Origin of the sequence: Amycolatopsis sp. MEPSY49, from assembly GCF_051337345.1 — a bacterium.
Lineage (GTDB): Bacteria > Actinomycetota > Actinomycetes > Mycobacteriales > Pseudonocardiaceae > Amycolatopsis.
Genome location: NZ_JBDLYJ010000001.1, coordinates 226,569 through 251,361 on the forward strand (window position 1 = coordinate 226,569; position 24,793 = coordinate 251,361).

A 24,793-nucleotide genomic window follows, 5' to 3' on the forward strand; every position below is an offset into this window, starting at 1 on the left:
CTCCTCACCAGGGCCGTCCCCCCGACCCGAGTGCCCTGTCAAGATGCCGCCCCTCCCATCGGTACCCTCGTCCACGTGCATGCCACCAGCACGGTTCAGGCCGCGAACTCCCCCGTTGCCGCGTCGGCGCCGCCGACGTCGGACAGCAAGACGTTCGCGCGCGCCTTCGCCGACATCAAGGCCGGTTTCTCCGCCCGCGAGCTGTGGGGTCACCTCGGCTGGCAGGACATCAAGCAGCGCTACCGCCGCTCGGTGATCGGGCCCTTCTGGATCACCATCAGCCAGGCCGTCATCGCGCTCGGGCTCGGGCTGCTGTACTCGCAGCTGTTCAACTCCCCGATCCAGGTGTTCCTGCCCTACCTGTCCACGGGCTTCATCCTGTGGGGCTTCATCAGCGGCTGCCTCGCCGAGGGCATGGAGACGTTCATCTCCAACGAGGGGCTGATCAAGCAGCTCCCGGCGCCGCTGAGCGTGTACATGCTGCGCACGGTGTGGCGGCAGTCGCTGCTGCTGGCGCACAACATGATCGTCTACGTGGCGATCCTGGCGATCTTCTTCACCGCGCTGGACAACCGGTACTCGCTGGGCGACGCGAGTGGCCAGTGCATCGGCGACGTGTTCTGCCACCCCGGCCTCAGCTGGAACATCCTGCTGGCCATCCCCGGCTTCTTCCTGCTGGCGCTCAACGCCGGCTGGGTGACACTGCTGCTGGGCATCATCTCGACCCGCTTCCGCGACATCCCGCAGGTCATCAACTCGCTGATCCAGCTGCTGTTCTACGGCACGCCGATCGTCTGGCCGGTCGACCAGCTGCTCGCCGGCGGAACGCGGTCGGGGATCTCGTGGGTGCTGCCGATCATCCAGCTGAACCCGCTGTACCACTTCATGCAGGTGGTCCGCGCGCCGTTGATCGGGCAGTCGTTCACGCCCGGCAACTGGATCGTGGTCGGCTCCATCACCATCGTCGGCTGGGCGCTCGCGCTCGTCGCGATGCGCAACTACCGTGCCCGCGTCTCCTACTGGGTGTGACACAACATGGTCAGCATTGACGTCCAGAACGCCTTCGTCGACTTCCCGATCTTCGACGCGAAGACCCGGTCGATGAAGAAGCGGGTCCTCGGCAAGGTCGGCGGCAAGATCGGCACCGACACCAAGGTGCCGATCATCGAAGCCCTGCACGACGTGACCCTCAACCTCCGCGAAGGCGACCGGGTCGGGCTCGTCGGGCACAACGGCGCCGGCAAGTCCACGCTCCTGCGGCTGCTCGCCGGGATCTACGAGCCCACCCGCGGTTCCGCGCGGATCCAGGGCAAGATCGCGCCGGTCTTCGACCTCGGCATCGGCATGGACCCGGAGATCTCCGGCGAGGAGAACATCATCATCCGCGGCCTCTTCCTCGGCATGACCGCCAAGGAGATGGAGAAGCGGGTCGACGACATCGCGGAGTTCACCGAGCTCGGCGACTACCTGCAGATGCCGCTGCGGACGTACTCGACGGGTATGCGCGTGCGGTTGGCGCTGGGGGTCGTCACCTCGATCGACCCGGAGATCCTGATCCTCGACGAGGGCATCGGCGCGGTCGACGCGGCGTTCCTCAACAAGGCGCGCGACCGCCTCAAGGACCTGGTCAAGCGCTCGGGCATCCTGGTGTTCGCCAGCCACGCCGACGAGTTCCTGTTCGAGCTCTGCGACTCGGCGCTGTGGATGGACGAAGGCCACATCAAGCAGCAGGGCTCGCTGCGGGACGTCCTCACCGGCTACAAGGGCCGCGACCCGTTCCAGGACATGAGCAAGGAAACGCTGCAGCGCCTGGGCATCGAACCGGTGGCGACGACGAACGGCGGGGAATGATGGCCAGCGAGACCCGGCAGCTGCCCGACGGCGCGGTCGTCGGCGTGGTCGTCACGCGGCACCGGCGCGAGCTGCTCGCGGACTCGCTGAAGATCATCGCGGCCCAGACCCGGCCGGTCGACCACCTGGTGGTGGTGGACAACGGGCCCGACGACTCCGCTCGCGAAGTCGTCGAGAACTACCCGCTGCCGCACACGTACCTGCCGTCGCACCGCAACCTCGGCGGGGCCGGCGGGTTCGCGCTGGGCATGCTGCACGCGCTGTCGCTGGGCGCGGACTGGATCTGGCTGGCCGACGACGACGGCCGCCCGGCCGACGAGAACGTGCTGGCGATCCTGCTGGAAGAAGCGGAAAAGCGGAACCTGGCGGAGATTTCGCCGGTGGTGTCCAACATCGACGCCCCGGAGAAGCTGGCGTTCCCGCTGCGCCGCGGCCTGACGTGGAAGCGGTCGCAGTCCGAGCTGGGCGTGGACTTCCTGCCCGGCATCGCGTCCCTGATGAACGGCGCTTTGTTCCGGGCGTCCACTTTGGACGTCGTGGGCGTGCCGGACCTGCGCCTGTTCTTCCGCGGCGACGAGGTCGAGCTGCACCGGCGGCTGGTGCGGTCGGGGCTGCCCTTCGGTACGTCGCTGAAGACGAAGTACCTGCACCCGGACGGCTCGGACGAGTTCAAGCCCATGCTGGGCGGCAAGTTCCACGCGCAGGACCCGGAGAACGAGGTCAAGCGGTACTACACGTACCGCAACCGCGGGTACCTGCTGTCCCAGCCCGGGATGCGCAAGATCGGCGCGCTGGAGATCGTCCGGTTCGGGCTGTACTTCGTGGGCGTGAAGCGCGACCCGAAGGCGTTCCTGCAGTGGCTGAAGCTGGTGCGCCAGGGCCGCGCGGAGAAGTTCTACCGCTACTGAAACTGCCCTTCGAGCGGCACCGGCACGGACTCCGTCCGGACGTCGGTGAGCTCGTTGGCGGGCACGGTCTTCCGCCACACGCGGTAGTCCACTTCGGACAGTCCGAGGTCGCGCGCGGTGAGGTAGTCCTCGTCGGCCAGGTGCAGGTCGGCGGAGTCGCGCGTCCGGCCGAGGAGCTCGAAGGTGCCCCCGCGCCACCGGCACAGCGTCCGCACGAAGGTGAGCTCGTCCAGCTCGACCTGGTCGACGGCCTTCATCCGGAACCCGTAGGTCTCCCCGAAGTCGGCGGGCGCGGCGGCGCCGGGCAACGGGTGCAGGACGACCCGGGCCGGACCGGCGAACTCGGCGTCGAAGTCACCACCGCGGTACCGCGCGGTGTAGCCGCGCCGCACGAGCGGCGGCAGCGGCACGGGCGGCGGGAAGAAGGTGGCTTCGCCGAAAGCGTCCTTCTGGTCGGGGATCCAGCCGACCTTCCGGCTGTGGTACTGCGCGAGCCGCTCTTCGGTGTTGTCGGCGCGGCGCACGAGGAGCTCGGCGCCGACGGGGAGTTCGATCAGCCGCAGGACGTACTCCGGCAGCGGGTGGTCGACGCCGGGGAAGTACCCGGTCCCGAGGTACGGCGGCGGGTAGACGCGGGCTGTCCCCAGCTCGTTCGCGATTTCGCGGTCGGTGGAGCCGTAGGAGGTGCGGAACGGGAACGTGTGGCCGGCGGTGAACCGGAGGAGGTAGAGCTCCTCGAGCGGGCCCCAGCCGGGAATCTTGGCCAGGCCGTAGTTCCGGATCATGGCGGCGGTGTCCAGCTCGGCGACGTCCTCGGCGCGGCCGGCGAACCCTTGGACCCGGTGCGGTTCGAAGCGACCGGGGACGATGACGTTGCCCAGGTAGAGGCCGACCAGGCCGGGTTTGACCGGCAGCTGGACGACCGTGTTGCCGAGGAGACCGGCGGGGGCGTCAGCGGTCATCGGTTTTCCTGCCGTTCTCGCCACGGTCCGAGGTTGTCGGTGCGGACCTCGTGGATGTCGCTGACCATGTGCTTCGGAACCGTGGCCTCGAAGGTGAACTGGTCCATCCGCTGGAACTGCACCTCGGGGTGCTCTTCCGGCTTGGCCCAGGTCTCGGCGAGCCAGTGCCCGTCGCCGGTCCCGACCACGCCGATGCCGTACCCGTCTTCGTCCTCGAAGTAGATCTCGAACTCGTGCCCGAGGAACGTCCCCCAGGTGCGGACGGTGTACCACTCGTCGAGGTCCGCGATCGGCACCACCTGCTCGGGAACACCTTCGCGGTGCAGGGCCAGCTTGCCCGGCGGCCGTCCGGAGGACGAGTAGAGCTCGCCCTGGTAGACCGCGCAGTCGCGCGGCGAAACTCTAGGCACCGGATCCTCCTCGTCCGCGCACGTCGAACCACCCTCGTCCGTCCAGGTACACCCCGGCCAGGGATTCGGTCCCGTCCGCGTGCACGAGCCACATCTCACCACGGCCCTCGTAGCCCTGCCTCGTGTGGATCCACTCGGGCACACCGCCACCGGTGTATCCGGTGCCGAGGAAAGGTGGCTGCCATTCTCGAGGCCCGGGTTGCCCGGACAGCCCCTGCATTTCGTGCGCGGTCACCGGATCCGTGCCGCCGTAGCTGATCTCCATGGCACGGGCGTTGTCCGAGGCCGGGAAGCGCAGCTGGTACGCCTCACCGGCGCCTGCCTTGATCGGGGTCCACCCCGCGCCGTTGTCGTCGAGGGCGAGCTTGTCCCGGAACTCCTGTGGAGTCCCGTACTGCGAGGTGTCGCTGCCGCGGGCCACCGAACCACCGACCTGGTTCGGGTCGAAGTCCTTCGTGGGTTTCGGGTTCATCAACGTGTTTTCGCCGATCTCCGGCTTGACCACCTTCGTCATGATCTCGCCCGGGTTGGCCTTGAGCTCGTTGCGGACCGCCACGATTTCCGCGCGCTGGGCCGGGGTCAAATCGGCCGTCGGCTTGAGGGTCATCGCCAGGTGCTGGTCCGGGTCGTAGCCCAGCCTGCTCGCCGCGTCGCGGATCTGGTTGTCCGTCGAGGTCGGGCGGGTCTGCATCGACTCGCGCGTGTACTGGCCTCGCAGCTCGTCGTCCGTCGCGTGGTGGCCCTGGTTGTTGTGCATCCCGCCGCCGTCGTCCGGTGGGCGGGGTGGGGGGTTCGAGCCCGGTGGGGGCGGGTTGCCGCCGCCGCCCGCTGTCTTCACCGGTGGGGCGTCGACCGGTTTGCCCGCCGCCGCGATCGTGGCCGCGTTGTTCGCTTCCGTCGTCTGGTAGTGCTCGCGGACTGCCTTCGTGCGCGCCCCCGCGTCCTCGACCGCCTTGCCCGCGCGGGCTACGTGCTCCTTGGCCGCGCTCACCGTTCCGTTGAGCGTACCGGTCATGCCCGCGCCGACCACGCCCATCGACTTCGCGCCGAAGTTCGCGCCCGCCACGGTCTGGCCGACCGCGTGGACCTTGTCCTTCGTGCGGCCGAGGTGGCCCTCCATCGTGCCGAGCGAGTCCGTGTGGACGCCGTACCCGCCGCCGTGGCCGCTCGCCGGAGCGTGCGGCTCGTGTGCCGGGCGCGGCTCGGTGGGGTGCGGGTTCGGCGTCTCGTGGCGCGTCGGCGACGTGTCCGTGTGGTGGGGCGTGGTCGTGTGGTGGGGCGTACTCGTGTGCGTCGAGTGGTGCGTCGCCACGTCACGCCTCCGTCTCGTACGGCTTCGCGGCCTGGTACGCGCCCATCGTCAGGCCGCCGACCGTGGAGAACCGGTCGAGGCCCTTGGTCAGCTTCTCCATCGCCTCCATCAGCTTGGCCAGCCGGCCGCCCTGCCGCGCGAAGCCCTCCAGGAGCTTGCTGATCTTGCCGGCGATCTTCGACGCGGTCGCCGCGGCACGGGCCGACGCGACGCCGCAGAACGCCGCGATCGAACCGCCGAACGTCACCACCGCGGAGGCCGCCGCGATCAGCGCGTCGCGGATCAGCTCGGCGATCACCGACGAAATCAGCCCGAAGACGATGCCCCGCAACGTGCAGACGAGCATGCCGGAGATGCCCGCGACCGCCGCGGTCCCGTCGAGCGTCTTGCCGAGCGACTCCAGTTCCTCGGCCATCTTCGTGAGGCTGTCGCGGTAGGCGTCCGCGGCCTGGCCGGTCCACTCGGCGACGCTGCGGAGGTCGTCGCGGTGCTCCTGGGCCAGGGTGTGCATCTCGGCCGCGGCGGACTTGAGCTGGTCGACGTTCGCGTTGATCTCGTCGGGGTTGCCGAGCAGCGCGTCGAGCGGCTCGCGCAGGAAGCTGACGTGCTCGAGCAGCCAGCCGACACCCGCGTTGAGGATGGCGCCGAGCGGGTCGATCGCGGCGCCGACGGTGTCGACGACCGCCCCGGCCGCGCTGACGGCGACCCCGAGGACGTGTTCGCCTTCGGACTCGGAGTCCGACTTGATCGAGTCGACGAGCCCGGCGTAGGTGTCGACGATTCCGGCACCCGAAGTAGCGGTGGTCATGGTCCCCCTCAGTCCCGGCGCATGAACGTGTTGTCCCCGAAGTCGTCATCGTCGTCACGCGGCGGCCGCGACGGGCGGCGGACCGGCGGCGGTGCCGGGGTTTCCGGCTCGTCGTGCTGCCAGAGCCGGCGTTCCCGGACCGGCTCGGGCGCGGGCGGCTCTTCGGGCTCCTCCGGCGGCACGTAGCCGGTGACCATGTGCATCGCCTCGGAGTCGCCGCCCAGCGGCGCGAACGCGGCCGCGACGTTGACGGCGGCGCCGCGCTGGGCCTTGCGCGCGAGCTTGAGGATCTCTTCCGCGAGCTTGGCGCCGGACTTCCCGGCCAGGGCGGCGTCGGTGAGCTGCAGGTCGGTGAGCGAGCCGTTCGGGGCGACGCCGACGCGGATGGTCCCGTCGGGCGAAGCGACGGTCGTCCCCGCGGCCTCCAGCCCGACGCGGAACTCCTCGGCCTTCGCCTGGACGTCCGCGATCTTCGATTCGAAGCCCGCCAGCCATTCCTCAGGTGTCATCGCTCGCCCTCCGCGGTGTCCGACGCGAGGCGAAGGCTACTGGTTCCACGACCAGCGCAAACAAGAAACGGCCCCGGTTCCCCGGGGCCGTTTCCGTTATGTCCGTTATTCGCCGATGACGGGCGGTGCGGTGCGCATGTCCGTCCCGAAGACCTCGTCGGGGTCGCCCTCGACGAGGTAGGTCGGACGCGAGTGCTCCGTGTCCTCGTCGCCCTCGCCCTTCTGGCCGCGGCCCAGGCCGCCCCCGCCCATGCCACCGCGCCCGGCGGCACTGCCCGCGCCGAGACCGCCCATGCCACGCCCGGCGGCGGCTTCGGCGGCCCCGATGCCACCCGGCCGGGCGGCCCCCGACGCGGCACCCGCGCCGGTCGCGTTGCCCGCACCCGAGCCGCCGGGACCGAAGCCCCCACCACGGCCGGCGCCCCCGCCGACCTTGGAGTTGTAGGCCTCGTCGCCGCCGAAGTTCATCCCGCCCATCGGCATCGGGCTCATCGGCGGCATCCCACCGAGCGACTGGTTCGGGTTCGACGTCGACCCACCGGGAATCGCCCCCGGCGTGAAGCTGGACGGCGTGGTGGTGCCGGCGGGCAGCAGGCCCGCACCGGTCGTCGAGCCGGGGCCGGAGAACTGCGGCGTCCCGGTGGTGCCGGGGATGTTGCCGGTGGTGAAGTTGTTGTTGCTGCTGCTCGGCGTGTTCACCGAGTTGGAGCCCGGCATGTCGACGCGGCCCGGGTTGTCGATGCCGTTCTTGTCCCCGGTGCCGTTGGGGTCACCGGAACCGCCACCGGTGCTGAAACTGGGCGGCGGCGCGAAGGCCGGCTGCTTCGACGCGGCCTCGTAGAGGTTCTTGTCGTAGGTCGACATGACGCTGGCGGCCTGGTCGTGCGCCGCTTGGCTGTCCTTCTGCTTCTGCAGGGACTTGTCGACGTTGTCGGGCAGGCTGAAGGGGTTCGACGTCGCCCAGGACTTGAACTCGTCGCCCCAGCTGAACGGGATGGGAGCGGGCATGGAGTTCTTGGCCGTCGAGGCGGCTTGGCCCTGGTCGTAGATGGTTTCCGAAGCGAGCTTCGCGTTTTGGGAGTTCGCGTCGGACCACTTGCCCAGGCTGGTGAAGTACTGCTGGGCGTTTTCGGCGGCGGAACCTTCCCAGGTGCCCTTTGAGGCGTTGACCGCGGTGTTCATCGAGGTGGCGAACTTGTCGAAGACCTGGTGCACCTTGAAGTAAGCGGTCGACACGTCGGACACCTGGTCGACGTTCAGATTGCTTTCCAGATACGCCTGGAGCTGCGTGTGGTCGCTGCCCTTGTAGTCGGCGTTCGGCGCGTTGAGGCCTTGGACGTATTCGACGTCGCGTCCCTGCGTGGCCTGCTGAACGTTCTTGTCCCCGATCTGCTGGGACTGGTTCTTCGCGTTGGCCTGAGCGATCCACTGCTGGACGGGCCCGAAGAGCCAGCTGCCCGGGTCGACGCCCTCCTCGGCTTTCTGCTGGAGGTACGCATCGCGCTCGGCGGGCGCCATCTTCGAAACTTCTTCGGGCGACTTGTCCGCGGTCTTCGGCGGTGGCCCCTGTCGCGTCGTCATGTGGGTCCCCTATCCCTTCGGCAACCGCGGTTCGACAGCGGCCTTCGCGACCGCCTCGGCAATCTGGCACGCCTCGTCGGAGGAGCCGACGGAAGTCACCAGAACGTCCACCCGGGACGAGTCGCCGACCGGCAATGCCAGCGTGCAGCCGGCTCCGGCCGTTTCCGGGGCTTCCTTTGCTTGCCGGCCGTTGATGTCCTTCTCGAGGACGCCGGCGCCTTGATCATTCAGCTGATCCACGCGAGCGGCATCACGCACGGTCGTGCCGATGACCATCGACTTGTCGCTCGCCGACTCGATCTTCTTCTGGTACTTGCACACGCGGGCCCCGCCGAGCGTCTTGTTCTCCGGCTCGTTGAACTCGCCGTAGCTGCTCAGATCACCTTTTTCGAGGAGCGTGCAGGGATCCGAGATCGACTCGGTGCCGCCGCCGGAGGATGAGCTCTGCGGGGCCGAGGATTCTCCGCCACCCGCCGTCGAGGACTGCGCGGGTGAAGCAGTCCCCGGCTGCGTGCTGGTGCAGCCGGCCAGCAGGGCACCACCGGCCACGAGCGGGAGCAGGGCACGTACGAGAAGAAGTTTCATCTACCTCAGGCCTGACGGGTCTGGAGCGAAGAGAACGCCTGGTTTTCGGTTTCCTTGTACAACCCGGCGGCTCGGGCGAGCGCCTCGTCGGCCTGCTGGGCGACCTGCTTGAGCTCGGCCAGGACGGCCTTCGCCGAACCGGTGGCGTCGTTGGCGCTCTTCTGGTCGTGCTTGGCGACGGTTTGCCCGTACGGGTGACTGCCGAGCTGCGGCGCCTGGTCGAGGTCCACCGTGTCGAAATACAGGTTGTCGAGGTCGTTGACCAAGTCGAGGAGTGCGTCCCGGATCGGCTTGACACCTTCCGGGGTGATCTTGAAGCCGCCGCCCTTGGCGGCGTCGACCAGCTTCTGCGTCTCGGCGGTGACGCTCTTGACCGCGGCGCTCATGCCGGCGGATGAAAGCGGGTTGACGATGTCCGACATCGAGCCGCCACCGCCATCGGCAATCAACATCGCTGTTCCACCCCGTATCGCTTCGCCGTGCGTGTGCACCCGGAAGTCTACTAGCCGGGCACCCTGCGCAACGGCTGTTCACCGATCTTCACTTTTGGACGTCGGAAGCCCACCGCCGGTTCCCGACCGTCAGAACTGGCCCTCGAGCTGGGCGTACAGCTGCTGGGCCAGCCGCGCGTTGTCGGCTGGGGCGTACGTGATCCAGCGCTGGCCGTCCGCTGCCGCGCGGGAGGACATCAGCCAGCGGCCCGACTCCGTGTCGAACCAGGCCAACGGGGGGAACGCGGCGCCGCGGACCTGGGCCGTGAACTGGCCCACGCGCTTCTTCGGCTCCTGGAACACCCGCTCGATCATGCGGAGCTGGGGGCCGCCGCTGCCGCCGCCCGACGAGCGGGGGCCGCTCACCCCCGCGAACGGGTCGTACGCGTCGTCGCGGCGCTGGTGGCGGGGCTGCTCCGCCGGACGCGAAATCGTGACCGACTGGCCGGGGGCCGCCGGGGTCAGGGGCAGCAGGTCGACGATCGCCGGGACGATGCCCGTCGGGCGGACCTCCTCGAAGACGATCAGGTTCTCCTCCTGCTTCGCGAGCACCGCGAACTGGCCGTCGGACGCGACGCGGGCGAACAGGTGGCGGTCGCCCAGCTCGGCGGCCGCGTTGATCGCCACGCTGCCGCGGACGAACGTCGCCAGCGCCAGCTCCGCGTCCGGGTCGAGGCGGCCGCGGCTCCACAGCCCGCGGCCGTTCAGATCGCGGACGACGGCGTCGCGGATCATCGCGCGCTGCTCGACGGTCGTGCCGACGTGCGGGACTTCGAACGGCGTCGGCGCGCGGCCGAACCCGAGCTGCTCCAGCAGGATGTCCACCGCTGCCAGTGACAGCGAGAACGAGTGCGGCATCGCTTCCATCCCCCCGCGGGTTCATCCGGACTTGCCGAAACGGTAGTCCATCCGCTCTCGGCGAACCCGCTTGCCCGGAGAAGATCGCCGCTGGTCCGATGGACGCATGGCCGACCCGAAACCCGCACTCGTGCTGCACCTCGCCACCGGCGGGGAGCCGCTGCTGTTCGCACTGACGACCGAAGAATCCGGCAAGCTGGCGGGCAAGCTCGCCCAGCTCGTGCAGGCCGGCGCGGTCGAAACGGTGACCACCAAGGACCACTCGGCGGTCGCGATCAACTTCGCCCACGTCGCCGCCGCGTACGTCGACGACCTCACCCGCAAGAGCACTGTCTTCGGCATGCACGCCTAAAACAGCGAAGGCCGCCTCACGACCAGCGTGAGACGGCCTTCGCGAAGAACCTCAGAGCTTGTACAGGCGCTTCCAGTTCTCGCGCGAGGTCAGCTCCGGCATGGCGCGCTTGTACTGCTCCTGCACCGCCGCGCCTTCCTTGCGCAGCCGCTGGACCACCTTCGCGCCGCGCTTGGCCAGGTCGAACATCTTGACCTTGTCGTACGAGCGGACGCGGACGCCTTCCTGGTTCGCGTCCGTCACGACCGCCGTGTCGAACAGCGCGATGTGCCACCAGTTCGCCTCGTCGATCGGCACCGCGCCGAGGCCGAAGCGGCTGCGGCCGAGCACGCGGTCGAGGATCCGCTTGATCAGCACCAGGCGCTGCATGCTGGGCCGCGGCGCGCTGTTGATGATGCCGATGTCGTTCGACGCGATGCCCGGGACGTCGGTCGCCTTGTGGCGCTTGGTCTCCGGGTACTGGTCGCGGATGCGGCGGATCTCCTGCATCGCCTCGACGCCGCCGTCACGCAGGATCTCCGGGCCCTCGAGGAAGTCCTCGACGGCCTTGATCAGCGTCGCCGACAGGCCGTACTGCATGCCCAGCAGGTAGCGCACCAGCTGCGCGAGCAGGACCCGCGAAAGCAGGTTGAGGTTGAACGGCGAGTGCAGCGCCGCGGTGATGATCGAGTTGCGCAGGTTGAAGTACCGGTGCCACTCGTCCCAGTCCTTCATGTGGAAGTCCGCGTGCCACACGCCCGCACCCGGCAGGGTGACGGTCGGGAAGCCGTGCGCGCGGGCGCGGTAGGAGTACTCCGCGTCGTCCCACTGGAAGAAGAACGGCATCGGGTAGCCGGTGGCCTGGACGACCTCGTAGGGGATCAGGCACGACCACCAGCCGTTGTAGCCGGCGTCGAGGCGGCGCTCCTGGCGGTTCGGCTTCAGCGTCTCCTCGTCGACGCCGAGCAGGTCGGCCGTCGACAGCGAGTGCTCGACCGGCTGGCCGGGCTCGAGCGTGTTGAGCCGGGCGTACTCCGCGCCGACGTGCAGCTGGTTCGGGTGGAACAGGTTGAGCATCTGCCCGCCGACGATGATCGGGTTGGCGGCGCGGTTGGAGAACGCCGTCATCCGGATCACCAGGTCCGGCTCGAGCAGGACGTCGTCGTCCATGAACAGGACGTTCGCGTGCTCGGTGGCGGTGTGCCCGGCCACCTCGTAGAGGCCGCGGGTGAAGCCGCCGGCGCCGCCGAGGTTCGGCTGCTTGATGTAGTGCAGCTTGTCGGCGAGGTCCTTCGCGACCTGCTCGAAGCCGTCGCGGGACTCGACGAGGTCGGTGCCCTGGTCGGCGACGTAGATCGCGTCCAGGGTCTCCAGCGAGGAGACGTCGGCGGCGAGCGCCTGCAGGTTCTTCAGGCAGTCGTCGGCGCGGTTCATCGTGCAGATGGTCACCGCGGTCGGGCGGATCTTCTCCGGCGCCTCGACCGTCCAGCGGACCTGCTCGACGCGCAGCGTCTGGCCGCCCTCGGTCTCGAGGTCCAGCCAGAGCGCGCCGCCGTCGTAGAACTTGTCCAGCTTCGAGGTCAGCGTGACCTTGGCCTGCTTGGCGTCGGCGATCTGCTGGGCGTCGACCACGCGCGGCTCGCCCTCGACGTCGGAGGCGCCCATCGACAGCAGGCCGGTGCCGGTGACGACGGCCTCGACCGAGACCTCGGTCACCGTCGTCCAGCGCTGCCAGTAGCTGGCCGGGAACCGGCCGAAGTACGTGTTGCCGGACACCTTGGAGGCCGGCTCGAGGCTGATGACCGCACGCTCGCGCACGGCCGAACCCCACTCGAGCTCGGCGTAGAGGTCCTTGCTGACGATCGGCGCCGGACCGGCGTAGAGACCGCGCTGCGCCGTCAGGCGACCCTGCGGAGTGTGCTCGGTGAACCGCGTCTCGGCGGCCGCGCCGGCTTCGGTGGTCGGCGCCGGGGTGGCTGTTTTACCGGGCATTGAGTTCCTCAGTTCTCCTCGGTCGACGGCTCGCGGAACACGACCCACTTGAGCATCACGAAGTTGATCACCGTGGCGGTGGCCTGCGACACGGCCCAGCACAGGGTGTGCTGCCAGGCGGACTCCGGCAGCACGTTCAGCATCAGCTGGTTCACCCCGACCGCGACGAAGAACGTCACGGTGTAGAGCAGGACGAACGAGCCGATCTGCGCCTTGCCGTCCTTGCGCCCGCCGGCGAACGTGAACTTCCGGTTCAGGAAGAACGCCGTGGTCGTGCCCACGATGAAACTGATAGCGCGAGCGATGTCGACCCACGGTGAAGTCGCCATCCCGGCCGCCTGGGTCAGCAGGGTGTACGTGCCCAGGTCGACCAGGGCGCAGAAGCCCCCGATCAGGGCGAAGCGGATGAGCTGGCCCAGCAGTCCCGGAGAGGACTGAGCAGCCGTTAGGTCGGCTTGCGGATCGGTCGCCACCACTGCATTACCTCGTTGCCTGAGTCATGGTCACCCGCGCGGGCGCTTGTGCCTTGATGCGCAAAGTGTAGAAGCGGGCACTTCAGGGTCACGTTCCGGGCGTCGTTCGGCGTGGCTACCCTGGTCGGGTGACCCATTCCCCCGAGACACAGCGTCGCACGCTCACCGGCTGGGGACGCACCGCACCGACCGTCGCCGACGTCCTGAGCACCCCGGACGTCGAGACCATCGCCCGGGCCGTGCGCCAGGCCGGCGAGCGCGGCGTCATCGCGCGTGGCCTCGGCCGGTCCTACGGCGACCCGGCGCAGAACGCGGGCGGCCTCGTCATCGACATGACCGCGCTCGACCGGATCCACTCGATCGACCCGGACTCGGGTCTCGTGGACCTCGACGCCGGGGTCAGCCTCGACAAGCTGATGCGCGAGGCGCTGCCGTACGGCCTGTGGGTCCCGGTGCTGCCGGGCACCCGCCAGGTGACGATCGGCGGCGCGATCGCCAACGACATCCACGGCAAGAACCACCACAGCGCGGGCAGCTTCGGCAACCACGTCGTGTCGATGGACCTGCTGACGGCGGACGGCCAGGTGCGCACGCTCACCCCGGAGGGCCCCGAGTCGGAGCTGTTCTGGGCGACCGTCGCCGGCATCGGGCTGACCGGCATCATCGTGCGGGCCACAGTCCGGATGAAGAAGACCGAGACCGCGTACTTCATCGTCGACGCCGACCGCACGTCGAGCCTGGACGAGACGCTCGGCCTCTTCACCGACGGCTCCGACCTGACCTACGACTACTCGATGTCGGTGCCGGACCTGATCTCCTCGGACCACCGCCTCGGCCGGGCGACGTTCTCGCGCGGCTCGCTCGCGAAGCTGGACGAGCTGCCGCCGAAGCTGCGGTCCGAGCCGCTCAAGTTCGACGCGCCGCAGCTGGCGACCCTGCCGGACGTCTTCCCGAACGGCCTGGGCAACAAGCTCACCTTCGGGCTGATCAACGAGCTGTGGCAGAAGACCGTGCCCAAGAAGGGCGCGCGCGGCAAGATCCAGAACCTGACGCAGTTCTACCACCCGCTGGACATGCTGAGCGAGTGGAACCGCGCCTACGGCTCCAAGGGCTTCCTGCAGTACCAGTTCTCGGTGCCGTTCGGCGCGGAGGACCAGCTCAAGGCCATCTGCCGGCGGATCGCGACCTCGGGCCACTACTCGTTCCTCAACGTGTTCAAGCGCATGGGCGACGCCAACCCGGCGCCCATGTCGTGGCCGTCGCCGGGCTGGATGCTCAGCGTCGACTTCCCGATCAAGGACGGCCTGAGCCGGTTCTGCCTGGAGCTCGACGACGCCGTGCTGGCCGCGGGCGGCCGGCTGTACACGGCGAAGGACTCCCGGACCTCCGCGGAGACGTTCGCGAAGATGTACCCGCGGCTCGAAGAGTGGCGCAAGATCCGCGCTTCCGTTGACCCCGAAGGCGTTTTCGCCTCTGACATGAGCCGGAGGCTCGAACTGTGATCGACGCGGTGGGCAACCCCCAGTCCCTGCTCCTGCTCGGCGGCACGTCCGACATCGCGCTGGCGATCGCCGAGAAGTACCTGGCCGAGAAGCCGCTGCGGGTCGTGCTCGCGGCCCGGCCGTCGCCCCGGCTCGACGCGGCCGCCCAGCGCCTGAAGGACCGCGGCGCCGAGGTGTCCACTGTGGACTTCGATGCCAAGGACACGGCCTCGCACCCCGGCGTGCTGGCCAAGGCGTTCGAGGGCGGCGACATCGACGTGGCGGTCGTCGCGTTCGGCCTGCTCGGCGACCCCGAAGAGGTCTGGCAGGACCACGCGAAGGCCGTCGAGCTGGCGACCGTGAACTACACCGCCGCGGTGTCGGTCGGCGTCGCGCTGTCGGAGAAGCTCAAGGCCCAGGGCCACGGCACGGTGATCGCGCTGTCGTCGGTCGCCGGTGAGCGCGTCCGGCGGTCCAACTTCGTCTACGGCTCGACGAAGGCCGGTTTCGACGGCTTCTACCTGGGCCTCGGCGAGGCGCTCGCGCCTTTCGGTGTGCAGGTGACGGTCGTCCGCCCGGGTCACGTCAAGACGAAGATGACCGAGGGCCTGAAGGACGCTCCCCTGGCGCAGACGGCCGAGCAGGTCGCCGAGACCGCCGTGACGGCCGCGCGCGCGGGCAAGGACCTCGTGTGGGCGCCGGCGCAGTTCCGGCTGGTGATGTCGGCGCTGCGGCACGTCCCGCGGCCGATCTTCCGCAAGCTCCCCATCTGAGGCCTCCACCCCGGGGTTGACGCGGAGTTCCATCCGGGCCCGGCCCGCGCGCCGATGTGCGCACAGGTGCGTCGAAACAGACTGTCACCATGGTGAACACGACAAGCGACCGCGGTGGGCTGACGATGCTGCTCCGCGACGTCGCTCTCCCGATGGCCCTGTACTACGTCCTGCGTTCCTTCGATGTCGGCGCGCTGTGGGCGCTGCTGGTCAGCGCCGTCCCGCCGGTGCTGCGGACCGGGTACGTCCTGGCGCGGCACCGGCGGATCGACGCCGTCAGCGCGTTCGTGCTGGCCGTGCTGCTGGTCAACGGCGCGGTGGCGGTGTTCTCCGGCGACGCCCGGCTGCTGCTCGTGCGCAGCGCCTGGATCATGCTGCCGCTGGGGGCCGTCATGCTGGCCAGCCTGGTCGTCGGGCGGCGGCCGCTGCTGTTCCGGGCGGCGTGCACCCTTCAGCCCGCCCGTTCCGAGCACCTCGACCGGCTGTGGGGCCTGTCCCGGCCGTTCCGCGAGCGCTGGCGAGCGGCCACGCTGTGGTGGGGCGTCGGCTGCCTCTTCCTGGGGTGCGCGGTCGTGGTCATGGCGTTCACGCTGCCGGTGGACGTCGTGCCGGTCCTCGACACCGCGCTGACCGTGGGCAGCGTGCTCCTCGGCGTGAAGCTCACGCGGCAGCGGCTGGGCATCAACCGGACGGTGGATGCGTGACGAACCGGCTCGGTGATGCCGGCGGCCGCCCTCGTCGCCGATGCTCGGGGGCATGCTCGGCACGCTGCTCTGCGACCTCGCCGCCCCGGTCGGCGGCTACTACCTGCTGCGCGCGTTCGACGTCGCGCCGGTCTGGGCCCTGACGCTGAGCGGCCTGCCGCCGGCGCTGCGGGTGCTCTACCTGGCGGTGCGGCACCGGCGGATCGACGGCATGGGCGTGTTCGTGCTGCTGATCGTCGCCGTGGGCCTGGCGACGACGCTGCTGACCGGCGACGCGCGGCTGCAGCTGGTCCGCGGCGCCTGGTTCAGCGTGCTGATCGGGGTCTGGATGCTGGCGAGCCTCCGGATCGGCCGCCGCCCGACGACGTACCAGGCGACGCTGGCCCTGCTCCCCGGGCGGACGTCGGCACTGGAGGCGCGCTGGGTGGACACACCCTCGTTCCGGCGGGTCTGGCGGGTACTGGCGGTCGTGTGGGGCGTCGGCGGGCTGCTGCACAGCGCGGGCAGCATCGCGATGGCGTACACGCTGCCGGTGGACGTCGTGCCGGGCCTCGACACGGCGCTGTCGATCGGCAGCTTCGTCGTGCTCCAGGTGATCACGCAGGTGCTGCTGGCCCGGGAGGGCACGCTGAACCGGGTGTTCCGCGGGCGGGATCAGCTGCCCGCGGCGTGAGCCGGCATGAGGTACAGGTTCTGGGCGCCCATCCACGGGGAGTCGATCCGCCAGCTGGCCAGCGCCGTCGGCGGCGGGGTGCGCCGGGTCGTGGCCAGGACCAGGTCCGGGCTGATCGGCGCGACGCTGTGGTCGAAGTTGTGGAAGTTGGCCTCCAGCAGCGCGCGGCCGACGTCGCCGCTGCGCCGCTTCGTCTCGTTGATCGCCGGGTCGACCGCGCCGCGGTCGGAGAACTCGTCGACCAGCTCGCAGTCGCACGCGTACGCCAGCGCGCCGACCTCGCCCGCCGTCTCGACCTTGCGGCCGTGGGCGATCGAGGCCAGCTGCTGACCGATCTCGCGGTACTCCGTCGTCGACGCGTGGTTGCTCGTGATCGGCGCGAACTGGCGGGGCAGGCCCGGCAACGCGTACGCCGCGACGCTCGCCGCGAGGACCACGGCCGCCGCCGTCCACGTTCCGCGGCGGACGCGTTCCGGGACCGCGCTCGCGCACGCGGCCAGGAAGATCGTCGCGCCGATGATGCTCGGCGCGTAGTACCAGTGGTACGGCGGGACGCCGAGCCGGCTGTAGGCCAGGTAGTGGAGGGCGCCCGCGACGGCCAGCGCCGCGAACGGCGTCAAGCGGCGGGCCGCTTCGGAGCCGCGGCGGTACTGGACGATCCAGACCACGCCGGCCAGGCCCGCGAGCGGCAGCGGCAGGAACGACAGCGCCGCCTCGGCCGGGAAGTTGCGCCAGTAAAGAAGCGGGCCGTTCGTGAAGCTGAACGGGCCCCACGACTGCTGGCTGATCTTGATGACCAGCGTGTCCGGCACGGCCGAGCCGAGCACGACCCAGCTGAACGCGAACCACGGCAGCGTCACGGCGAGGGTGGCGAAGGCCGTCCGCCAGATGCCCGTCCAGAACTCGCGACGGGCCGCGAACAGCACCGCCGCGATCAGCAGCAGGTCGATCCGGACGAGCGCGAGCAGCCCGATCACGACGCCGAGGCGGCCCGCCTTGCGCTCGCCGGCGTAGACCAGCGTCCAGACGACGCCGGTGGCGCCGAGCGCGACCTCCAGCCCGACCGACGACAGCAGCAGCGGGTTGAGCAGCAGCAACGCGAACGTCACGGGCGCGAACGCCGCCGGCAGCCCGGTGCGCTCGCCGAGCCGGCGCAGGCCGAGGACGAGCAGCACCTGGGCGGCGACGAACACGATCCCGGCGGCCAGCACGGCGTCGCGGACGACGAACGTGACCGCGGCCAGGGCCAGGACGTTCAGCGGGGACGTCGCGGTGTTCGCCGTCCCCTGCTCGATCAGGCCCCAGTGGGCGTGGAAGGCGAGGTTCTTCGCGTAGGACAGCGTGATGTAGGTGTCATCGATGAGATGGCTGCTGACCAGGGCGAACATCAGTGCGGAGGCCGCCGCGGCGCCCGCCGGCAGGGCCCACGGGCGGGCGACGGGCACGGCCGCCGACAGCGCGGTGGCGACCTTGGGGAGTTCTGCGGAGGCGCTTCGCATCCCGGACACGGTACCTCGCCCGTGATGCTTCTGTGATCTGAGCGGGGTACGGGTGGCTCAGCCCACAGCCCCAAGCCGTAGCTTCCACGTGAAAGCTACGCCGCTAGATGCCGTTGCCGTCGCCGGAATTGCCGGAGTTGCCGGAGTTGCCGCCGCCGCGGCCAGGAAAGCCGCGGCCGTCGGGGCCCTGGTTCTGGCCGTCGTACTGGCGGTGGATGCCGGGGCGGCCGTCGCGCGGGCCGTGGTGGGTGGCGGCGGCGATCCCGCCGACGATGCCTCCGCCGATCAGCAGGCCGAGGACGCCGACGCCGACGAGCTGGGTCGCACGGTGCCCGACGAACCGGCGGAAGCCGCCGGGCTGCCGTGGGGCGGCCGCGGCAGGCGGGCCCCAGGCGCCGTAGGCCTGGCCGGGGCCGGGCTGGGCGAGCTGGGGAGTGGGTGGCGCGGGCGGCGGTTGCTGGCCGTGGGCGGCAGTCTGGTCGCCCGCCTGCGCGGCGTTCGGCAAGGCAGTGGTCTCGGCGGCGGGCGTGGCCGGCTGGTGCGCCGTCGGCTGGTCGGCCGCGGACTTCGCCGTTGGCTGCTCGACGGTCGGCTGGTCAGTCCCCTCCGGGACTTCGCGCGGCTGGTCGTTCATCGTCGCTCCTGGGGTCACGGGGACGGGCGCAGTGCCCGCCCCCACCACCTCAGGGTGCGCCGCTCAGCTGTGCGTCACCTGAAACCAACCTGTCGATCCGCCATGAGAACTCACAGGTAGAACGACAGGAACAGCGTGACCACCCAGGTAGCGCCGAGCACCTGCAGGATGCGGTCCTTGAGCGCGATCTCCTCGGGCTCGCCCGCGATGCCGCCGTCGACGTCGACCGCGTACCGCAGCACCGCCACCACGAACGGGACCATCGAGATGAGCGCCCACACCGAGTTGTGCTCGGTCTGGCGGATCTCGAACGCCCACAGGCAGTACGACATGATCAGGATGGCCGCCGACGTCGCCCAGACGAACCGCAGGTAGCTGGCCGAGTACTTCTTCAGCGACGAGCGGATCTTCGCGCCGGTGCGCTCGAAGAGCATGATCTCCGCGTAGCGCTTGCCGGCGACCATGAACAGCGAACCGAACGCCGTGACCAGCAGGAACCACTGCGAAAGCGCGATCCCGCCCGCGACACCGCCGGCGATCGAGCGCATCAGGAAGCCCGAGCCGACGATCGCCAGGTCGACCACCGGCTGGTGCTTCAGGCCGAAGCAGTAGCCGAGCTGGACGGCCTCGTAGACGCCCAGCACGATCGCGAGCTGCCAGCTCGCGAAGAACGACACGCCGAGGCCGGCCAGGAAGAACACGACCGCGGACCCGTACGCGACGGGGACCGGCACGATGCCGGCCGCGATCGGCCGGTTGCGCTTGGTCGGGTGGGCCCGGTCGGCCTCGACGTCGATGGCGTCGTTGATGAGGTAGACCGAGCTCGCCACCAGCGAAAACGCCACGAAGGCGACGATCGCGTCGAGCAGCAGGCCCGTGCGGTCGGTCGACTTCGAGAACGCGAAGAACGGGGCCGCGAAGACCAGGACGTTCTTCACCCACTGCCGGGGCCGCGCCGTCTTGATGACGCCGCCGACCAGGCCGAAGGGGCCACGGGAAACCGTCTCCGGCGTCACCGGTGTCTCCGGTGCCTCAGGAGTCACGGCCGCTTCGTCGCTGTTGCGCTGCTCGGTCGTTTCGCTCATGGGTTCTTCTTCAGCTTCCGTCGTATCAGACCACCGACGAGCCCCCCGAGAGCTGCACCGGCCAGAACGTCTGTCGGATAGTGAACGCCGAGCACGAGCCTCGAGGCCAGCATCGGCGGTACCAGGGCGGGCACCAGGTTACGCCCGGTCAATCCGGAGTAGAGCACCGCCGCCGCCGTCGTGGACGTCGCGTGCGACGACGGGAAGCTCAGCTTGCTCGGCGTGCCGACCAGGACCTCCACGCTCGGGTGGTCCGGTCGCGGCCGCCTGACCACGCGTTTCACCGCGATCGACGCGGCGTGCGCGCCCACGACGCCGGCCGACGCGACCAGCCAGTCCTTGCGCCGCTTCTTGTCGACCACGGCCCCGAGCAGGCCCAGGCCGAACCAGCCCAGCGCGTGCTCGCCGAAGTGCGACATGCCGCGCGCGGCCTTCACCGAAGCTTCACTCTTCAGAAAGCCCTGCGCCTTCGCCAGGACCGCCACCTCTCCGGTGGGCTGCCCCTTCTCAAGCATCGAGGGACCCGTCGAGCGGCGCGCCGTCGGTCAGGTGCGGGGCGATCTTGTTGTCGAACGCCGACAGCGCCGAGCCGATGGCCATGTGCATGTCGAGGTACTTGTACGTGCCCAGCCGGCCGCCGAACAGCACGTTCTTCTCGCGCGCCTCGGTCTTGGCCAGCTCCCGGTAGGCCTCGAGCTTCTCGCGGTTGTCCGGGGTGTTGATCGGGTAGTACGGCTCGTCGTCCTCGCCCGCGAAGCGCGAGTACTCGCGGAAGATGACCGTCTTGTCCTTGGGGTAGTCCCGCTCCGGGTGGAAGTGCCGGAACTCGATGATCCGGGTGTAGGGGACTTCCTGGTCGTTGTAGTTGACGACCGAGGTGCCCTGGAAGTCACCGGTCTCCGCGACCTCGGACTCGAAGTCGACGGTGCGCCAGGTGAACTTGCCGGCCGAGTAGCCGAAGTAGCGGTCCAGCGGCCCGGTGTAGACGGTCGGGGTGCCCGCCGGGATGTGCTCGCGCACGTCGAAGTAGTCGACATTCAGCCGGATCTCGATGTTCTCGTGCTCGGCCATCTTCTCGAGCCACGCGGTGTACCCGTTGACGGGCAGGCCCTCGTAGGTGTCGTTGAAGTACCGGTTGTCGAAGTTGTAGCGGACCGGCAGGCGCGTGATGATGTTCTCGCCCAGGTTCTTGGGGTCGTTCTCCCACTGCTTCGCGGTGTAGCCCTTGATGAACGCCTCGTAGAGCGGACGGCCGATCAGCGAGATCGCCTTCTCTTCGAGGTTCTGCGCAGCGCTCGTCTCGAACTCCGAGGACTGCTTGGCGATCAGCTCGCGGGCCTCGTCCGGGGTGTGGGACTTGCCGAAGAACTGGTTGATCAGGGCCAGGTTCATCGGCAGCGGGTAGACCTGCCCCTGGTACTTGCCGAAGACGCGGTGCTGGTAGTTCGTGAACTCGGTGAAGCGGTTCACGTACTCCCAGACGCGCTTGTTCGAGGTGTGGAACAGGTGCGCGCCGTACTTGTGCACCTCGATCCCGGTCTCCGGGTCCGGCTCCGAGTACGCGTTGCCGCCGAGGTGGCTGCGCCGCTCGAGGACGAGGACCTTCTTGCCCAGCTCGGCCGCGGCCCGTTCGGCGACGGTCAGGCCGAAGAAACCGGACCCGACGACGATGAGGTCGTAACCTGCGAAATCGTCTTCAGTAATCTGTGCGGGGTTCGTGTGCGCGCTCACGGGCGTCGAGGGTACGGGGGTCGCTGACCCGGCTCGCACCCGACTATCACATTTCGGCCTACGACACACCTGGAAAGCAGTGCCTGCACCCGAGGACTTCTGGAGCTACTTCGCCGCCGTGGCCACTTATCTGGCCGTCCTGGCGGTGCCCGGCGGCGTCGTCGGATGGGCCGCCGGGGTCCGCGGCTGGGCGCTGGCCGGGCTAGCGCCGCTGCTCAGCTACGCCGTCACCGGCCTGGCCGGGCCGTGGCTGGCGATCGCGCACGTGCCGTACGGCCCGTTGAGCGTCGCCGCCGTCACCCTGCTGCTCGCCGGCGCGCTGTACGGGCTGCGCCGGCTGTTCGTCGTGCGCGGCTGGATGACGCCCGGTGCCGAAGAGCCACTGCAGGCGTGGACGCGCCGGGCCCACCTGGCCGTGGGGGCCTGCGTGGCGGTCGCCACGGCCGTGTCGATCGCCGTCGTGGTCACCGGCCGCGGCGGGACGACCGCGGTGTTCCAGCGCTGGGACACCGTCTTCCACGCGAACGGCATCCGCTACATCGCCGAGACCGGCGACGGCTCGCTGACCGGCATGGGCACCATCAACTGGTATCCGGACGGCTCCTTCTACCCGAACGCCTACCACCTGGTCGGCGCGCTGGTCTACCAGCTGTCGGGCACGTCGGTCCCGGTGACGCTCAACGCCGTCACGATGCCGATCGCCGGGCTGTTCGCGGTGGCCATGGTCGCGCTGGTGCGCCAGCTCGGCGGCCGCGCGGTGTTCGCCGGCAGCGCGGCGCTGGTCGCGGGCGGCGCGACAACCGGGGCGTACGAGTCGGTGTCGAGCGGGCTGCTGCCCTTCGCGCTCGGGATCGTGCTGACGCCGCTGGCGGTGGTCGCCCTGCAGCGGTTCGTCGTCCGGCCGGGCGTCGACACCGGCGCGGTGCTCGCGCTGAGCGCGACCGGCCTGCTCGCCGCGCACTCGAGCGCGCTGTTCGGGGCGCTGCTGTTCGCGTTCCCGCTGGTCGTGCAGCGCTGGTACCGGGCGCTGCGGGGCAAGCGCCTCGACGGCGTGGCGCCGGAAAAGGCCGCCTGGCGGGTCGTCGGCGGCGACGTCCTGCGGATGCTGCCGGTGATGGTGGCCGCGGGTGTGCTGGCCGCGCCGATGATCCTCGGCGCGATCACCTTCACATCCGGGTCGTACCCGTACCACGCCTGGGGCTCGCACATGCCGGTGTGGAAGGCGCTGGCCATGCTGGCGACGTTCAAGCAGGTGCTGCCGGTCCCGCAGATCTGGCTGACGGTGTTCCTCGCGATCGGCGTGCTGACGCTGGTGGCGCTGCGGCGGATGCGCTGGGTGGTGCTCTCGGCGCTCGGGCTGTCCGCGCTGTTCGTGGTCGTCGCGTGCTTCGGCGGCGAAGACTGGGTGATCACGCTGTCGCGGCCCTGGTGGAACGACCGGTTCCGGCTGATGGCGCTGGCCGCGATCCCGATGTGCCTGCTCGCCGCGCACGGCATGAGCGAGGCCCAGCGCTGGGTGGCGAAGCTGGCGAGCGGCCGCGCCTGGGTGCGCGCGCGGCCGTGGCTGACCGGCCGGGTCGGGCTGGCGACGGCGGTGCTGCTGGTCGTCGCGATGGGCGTGCTGACCGGCGGGTTCTACCGCGCGGCCAACGCCAAGACCGTGTCACTGCTGTACTACAACGGCCTGCCCGGCGAGACCGTCCCGCCGGTGAGCCAGGACGAGATCGACGCGATGGAGCACCTCGGCACGCTGGGGATCCCGGCCGAGGAGAAGGTGCTCAACGACCGCATGGACGGCACGGCCTGGATGTACGCGCTCACCGGCGTGCACCCGGTGGCCGGCCACTACGACGCCGGCGTCGCTCCCCCGGACGCGCTCTACCTGGCGCTGCACTTCGGCGACTACGACAGCGACCCGCAGGTCCGCGCGGCCACGCGGCGGCTGAACATCCACTACGTGCTGGTCGGCAGCGGCACCATCCGCCGGGACACGCCGATCGCACCGGGCCTGCGGCACCTCGACGGGCACGACTTCGTGAAAGAGATCTACCGGAACCCGGGTGCCGTGATCTACCGGATCACCAAATAACGAAACCCTCGTGGCCGCGGCGCCCCGTGCCGCGGCCACGAGGGCCCTCCGTCCCCCAACCACCCCCGGGGTGATCTCTGGCGTCTGCTGTGATGGACGCCTGAGGGACGGCAATCGGTTTCCCGGCGAGCCGGATGTCACCCGTTCGGAGCAGCGTGCAGTTCCGGCAGGACGTCGCTCGCCACCTGCTCCAGCACCGCTTCCCGGCCTTCGTACGGCGAAGACGACCGCGGCCAGTGCGCGATGACGTCGGTGAAGCCCAGCTCGCCCGCGCGGCCCGCGGCGTCGCGGAACGCCTCCACGCTGCTCAGCGAGAACACCGGGGACGCGTCCAGGCTCAGGTGCCGCTGGATGCTCGCCCGCTCGCGGCCCACCGCGTCGAGGCGCTCGTCGAAGACGTCCGTGAGCTGCTTGATGCCGGCCCACCACTCGTCCTCGGTCTGGCCGCCCCGGCCCGTCGTGACCCAGCCCGCGCCGAAGCGCGCGGCCAGCGTCATCGTGCGGGGGCCGTTCGCCGCGACCACGAACGGCAGCCGCGGGCGCTGGACCGTGCCCGGCAGGTTGCGGGCCTCGCGGGCCCGGTAGTACTCGCCGTCGAAGTCGAACTTGTCGGTCATCAGCAGGCCGTCGAGCGCCTCGACGAACTCGGTGAACCGGTCCGCGCGCTGCTTGGCCGTGAGCTCGGGGGCGCCGAGCACCGCGCCGTCGTAGTGCTGGTGGTCGACGCCCGCGCCGACGCCGAGGACGAACCGGCCGTCCGAAATGTCGTCGAGGGTGGTCAGCTCGCGCATGAACGGCACCGGGTGCCGGGCGACCGGGGACGCCACGAACGTGCCCAGCCGGATCCGGGACGTCACCATCGCCGCGGCGGTCAGGGTCGGGACGGCGGAGAACCACGGGCCGTCGACGAGGTTTCGCCAGCCCAGGTGGTCGTACGTCCACGCGTGGTCGAAGCCGTACTCCTCGGCGGCCCGCCACTTCGGCTCGGCGGCCCACCAACGATCTTCAGGGAGAATGACGATGCCTACTCGCACACTGCCGGACCGTACTGGT

The 24,793-nt window shown here is 69.9% G+C and carries 26 protein-coding genes; 9 read left to right on the forward strand and 17 right to left on the reverse strand.

Features of this window, described 5'->3' with window-relative positions; translation table 11 throughout:
* The first annotated feature begins 75 nt into the window (after positions 1 to 75).
* The 3 genes from wzm to glfT1 are packed head-to-tail and all read left to right on the forward strand — an operon-like array spanning position 76 to position 2,759.
* Positions 76 to 1,029: a galactan export ABC transporter permease subunit Wzm/RfbD gene (wzm, locus tag ABFJ78_RS01215; protein WP_436383671.1), complete on the forward strand. Its 954-nt coding sequence runs from the start codon at positions 76 to 78 to the stop codon at positions 1,027 to 1,029.
* Positions 1,030 to 1,035: 6 nt separating this feature from the next.
* A complete protein-coding gene (gene wzt, locus ABFJ78_RS01220; RefSeq protein WP_364463389.1) occupies positions 1,036 to 1,851 on the forward strand; it encodes a galactan export ABC transporter ATP-binding subunit Wzt/RfbE in 816 nt (271 codons plus the stop codon).
* A complete protein-coding gene (gene glfT1, locus ABFJ78_RS01225) occupies positions 1,851 to 2,759 on the forward strand; it encodes a galactofuranosyltransferase GlfT1 (protein ID WP_436383672.1) in 909 nt (302 codons plus the stop codon). Before wzt ends, glfT1 begins: the two co-directional genes overlap by 1 nt.
* Here the strand turns inward: glfT1 and ABFJ78_RS01230 are convergent.
* The 9 genes from ABFJ78_RS01230 to ABFJ78_RS01270 form a co-directional block, all read right to left on the reverse strand.
* The gene (locus ABFJ78_RS01230; RefSeq protein ID WP_436383674.1) at positions 2,753 to 3,721 is read right to left on the reverse strand and encodes a hypothetical protein; all 969 of its coding nucleotides are present in this window, start codon (positions 3,719 to 3,721) and stop codon (positions 2,753 to 2,755) included. The genes glfT1 and ABFJ78_RS01230 overlap by 7 nt on opposite strands.
* A complete protein-coding gene (locus tag ABFJ78_RS01235) occupies positions 3,718 to 4,131 on the reverse strand; it encodes a hypothetical protein (protein WP_436383676.1) in 414 nt (137 codons plus the stop codon). Before ABFJ78_RS01235 ends, ABFJ78_RS01230 begins: the two co-directional genes overlap by 4 nt.
* Positions 4,124 to 5,443: a hypothetical protein gene (locus ABFJ78_RS01240; RefSeq protein WP_436383677.1), complete on the reverse strand. Its 1,320-nt coding sequence runs from the start codon at positions 5,441 to 5,443 to the stop codon at positions 4,124 to 4,126. The genes ABFJ78_RS01235 and ABFJ78_RS01240 overlap by 8 nt, the downstream gene beginning before the upstream one ends.
* Position 5,444: 1 nt before the next feature.
* A complete protein-coding gene (locus tag ABFJ78_RS01245; RefSeq protein WP_364525878.1) occupies positions 5,445 to 6,251 on the reverse strand; it encodes a WXG100 family type VII secretion target in 807 nt (268 codons plus the stop codon).
* An 8-nt stretch (positions 6,252 to 6,259) separates the two neighbouring features.
* Positions 6,260 to 6,760, reverse strand: a complete 501-nt coding sequence (locus ABFJ78_RS01250; RefSeq protein ID WP_436383678.1) for a YbaB/EbfC family nucleoid-associated protein — start codon at positions 6,758 to 6,760, stop codon at positions 6,260 to 6,262.
* A 105-nt stretch (positions 6,761 to 6,865) separates the two neighbouring features.
* Positions 6,866 to 8,341, reverse strand: a complete 1,476-nt coding sequence (locus ABFJ78_RS01255; protein ID WP_436383680.1) for a hypothetical protein — start codon at positions 8,339 to 8,341, stop codon at positions 6,866 to 6,868.
* A gap of 9 nt (positions 8,342 to 8,350) precedes the next feature.
* Positions 8,351 to 8,890 carry a DUF3558 family protein gene (locus tag ABFJ78_RS01260; protein WP_436383681.1) on the reverse strand — a complete coding sequence of 180 codons (540 nt, stop codon included), beginning with the start codon at positions 8,888 to 8,890 and terminating at the stop codon, positions 8,351 to 8,353.
* 41 nt (positions 8,891 to 8,931) lie between these two features.
* Positions 8,932 to 9,378, reverse strand: coding sequence for a hypothetical protein (locus ABFJ78_RS01265; protein WP_436385354.1), 447 nt, complete (start codon positions 9,376 to 9,378; stop codon positions 8,932 to 8,934).
* A 129-nt stretch (positions 9,379 to 9,507) separates the two neighbouring features.
* Positions 9,508 to 10,275, reverse strand: coding sequence for an ESX secretion-associated protein EspG (locus tag ABFJ78_RS01270; protein WP_436383683.1), 768 nt, complete (start codon positions 10,273 to 10,275; stop codon positions 9,508 to 9,510).
* Positions 10,276 to 10,381: 106 nt separating this feature from the next.
* Here ABFJ78_RS01270 and ABFJ78_RS01275 point away from each other — a divergent pair, with 106 nt between their 5' ends.
* Positions 10,382 to 10,627: a hypothetical protein gene (locus ABFJ78_RS01275; RefSeq protein ID WP_436383684.1), complete on the forward strand. Its 246-nt coding sequence runs from the start codon at positions 10,382 to 10,384 to the stop codon at positions 10,625 to 10,627.
* A 51-nt stretch (positions 10,628 to 10,678) separates the two neighbouring features.
* On the opposite strand, the gene ABFJ78_RS01280 is transcribed toward ABFJ78_RS01275, so the two are convergent.
* Both ABFJ78_RS01280 and ABFJ78_RS01285 read right to left on the reverse strand, forming a co-directional pair.
* Positions 10,679 to 12,598, reverse strand: a complete 1,920-nt coding sequence (locus ABFJ78_RS01280) for a glycosyltransferase (RefSeq protein ID WP_436383685.1) — start codon at positions 12,596 to 12,598, stop codon at positions 10,679 to 10,681.
* Between the two features lie 8 nt (positions 12,599 to 12,606).
* Positions 12,607 to 13,074, reverse strand: coding sequence for a GtrA family protein (locus tag ABFJ78_RS01285; RefSeq protein ID WP_436383687.1), 468 nt, complete (start codon positions 13,072 to 13,074; stop codon positions 12,607 to 12,609).
* A gap of 125 nt (positions 13,075 to 13,199) precedes the next feature.
* Between ABFJ78_RS01285 and ABFJ78_RS01290 the strand changes: the two genes are divergently transcribed.
* The 4 genes from ABFJ78_RS01290 (at position 13,200) to ABFJ78_RS01305 (ending at position 16,702) form a co-directional block, all read left to right on the forward strand.
* Complete coding sequence (locus ABFJ78_RS01290; RefSeq protein ID WP_436383688.1) at positions 13,200 to 14,573, forward strand: FAD-binding protein; 1,374 nt, start codon at positions 13,200 to 13,202, stop codon at positions 14,571 to 14,573.
* Positions 14,570 to 15,325 (forward strand): decaprenylphospho-beta-D-erythro-pentofuranosid-2-ulose 2-reductase, encoded by a 756-nt coding sequence (locus tag ABFJ78_RS01295; RefSeq protein ID WP_436383689.1) that lies wholly within the window; start codon positions 14,570 to 14,572, stop codon positions 15,323 to 15,325. The genes ABFJ78_RS01290 and ABFJ78_RS01295 overlap by 4 nt, the downstream gene beginning before the upstream one ends.
* Positions 15,326 to 15,414: 89 nt before the next feature.
* Positions 15,415 to 16,029, forward strand: a complete 615-nt coding sequence (locus ABFJ78_RS01300; protein ID WP_436383691.1) for a VC0807 family protein — start codon at positions 15,415 to 15,417, stop codon at positions 16,027 to 16,029.
* A gap of 52 nt (positions 16,030 to 16,081) precedes the next feature.
* On the forward strand, positions 16,082 to 16,702 hold the full coding sequence (locus tag ABFJ78_RS01305) for a VC0807 family protein (RefSeq protein ID WP_436383692.1): 621 nt from the start codon (positions 16,082 to 16,084) through the stop codon (positions 16,700 to 16,702).
* Here ABFJ78_RS01305 and ABFJ78_RS01310 read toward each other — a convergent pair.
* The 5 genes from ABFJ78_RS01310 to glf form a co-directional block, all read right to left on the reverse strand.
* On the reverse strand, positions 16,684 to 18,201 hold the full coding sequence (locus ABFJ78_RS01310) for a hypothetical protein (RefSeq protein ID WP_436383693.1): 1,518 nt from the start codon (positions 18,199 to 18,201) through the stop codon (positions 16,684 to 16,686). The two genes, ABFJ78_RS01305 and ABFJ78_RS01310, sit on opposite strands and share 19 nt — an antisense overlap.
* Before the next feature lie 103 nt (positions 18,202 to 18,304).
* Entirely contained in the window at positions 18,305 to 18,835 is a 531-nt protein-coding gene (locus ABFJ78_RS01315; protein WP_436383694.1) for a hypothetical protein, read from the reverse strand.
* A 110-nt stretch (positions 18,836 to 18,945) separates the two neighbouring features.
* Complete coding sequence (locus ABFJ78_RS01320) at positions 18,946 to 19,920, reverse strand: decaprenyl-phosphate phosphoribosyltransferase (protein WP_436383695.1); 975 nt, start codon at positions 19,918 to 19,920, stop codon at positions 18,946 to 18,948.
* Positions 19,917 to 20,435, reverse strand: a complete 519-nt coding sequence (locus ABFJ78_RS01325) for a phosphatase PAP2 family protein (protein WP_086677332.1) — start codon at positions 20,433 to 20,435, stop codon at positions 19,917 to 19,919. The genes ABFJ78_RS01320 and ABFJ78_RS01325 overlap by 4 nt, the downstream gene beginning before the upstream one ends.
* Positions 20,428 to 21,651, reverse strand: a complete 1,224-nt coding sequence (gene glf / locus ABFJ78_RS01330; RefSeq protein ID WP_436383696.1) for a UDP-galactopyranose mutase — start codon at positions 21,649 to 21,651, stop codon at positions 20,428 to 20,430. Before glf ends, ABFJ78_RS01325 begins: the two co-directional genes overlap by 8 nt.
* Before the next feature lie 79 nt (positions 21,652 to 21,730).
* On the opposite strand from glf, the gene ABFJ78_RS01335 reads away from it, so the two are divergent.
* Positions 21,731 to 23,740 carry a DUF6541 family protein gene (locus tag ABFJ78_RS01335; protein WP_436383697.1) on the forward strand — a complete coding sequence of 670 codons (2,010 nt, stop codon included), beginning with the start codon at positions 21,731 to 21,733 and terminating at the stop codon, positions 23,738 to 23,740.
* A gap of 137 nt (positions 23,741 to 23,877) precedes the next feature.
* Here ABFJ78_RS01335 and ABFJ78_RS01340 read toward each other — a convergent pair whose 3' ends face one another.
* On the reverse strand, positions 23,878 to 24,774 hold the full coding sequence (locus ABFJ78_RS01340; RefSeq protein ID WP_436383699.1) for an LLM class flavin-dependent oxidoreductase: 897 nt from the start codon (positions 24,772 to 24,774) through the stop codon (positions 23,878 to 23,880).
* Positions 24,775 to 24,793 lie beyond the last annotated feature (19 nt).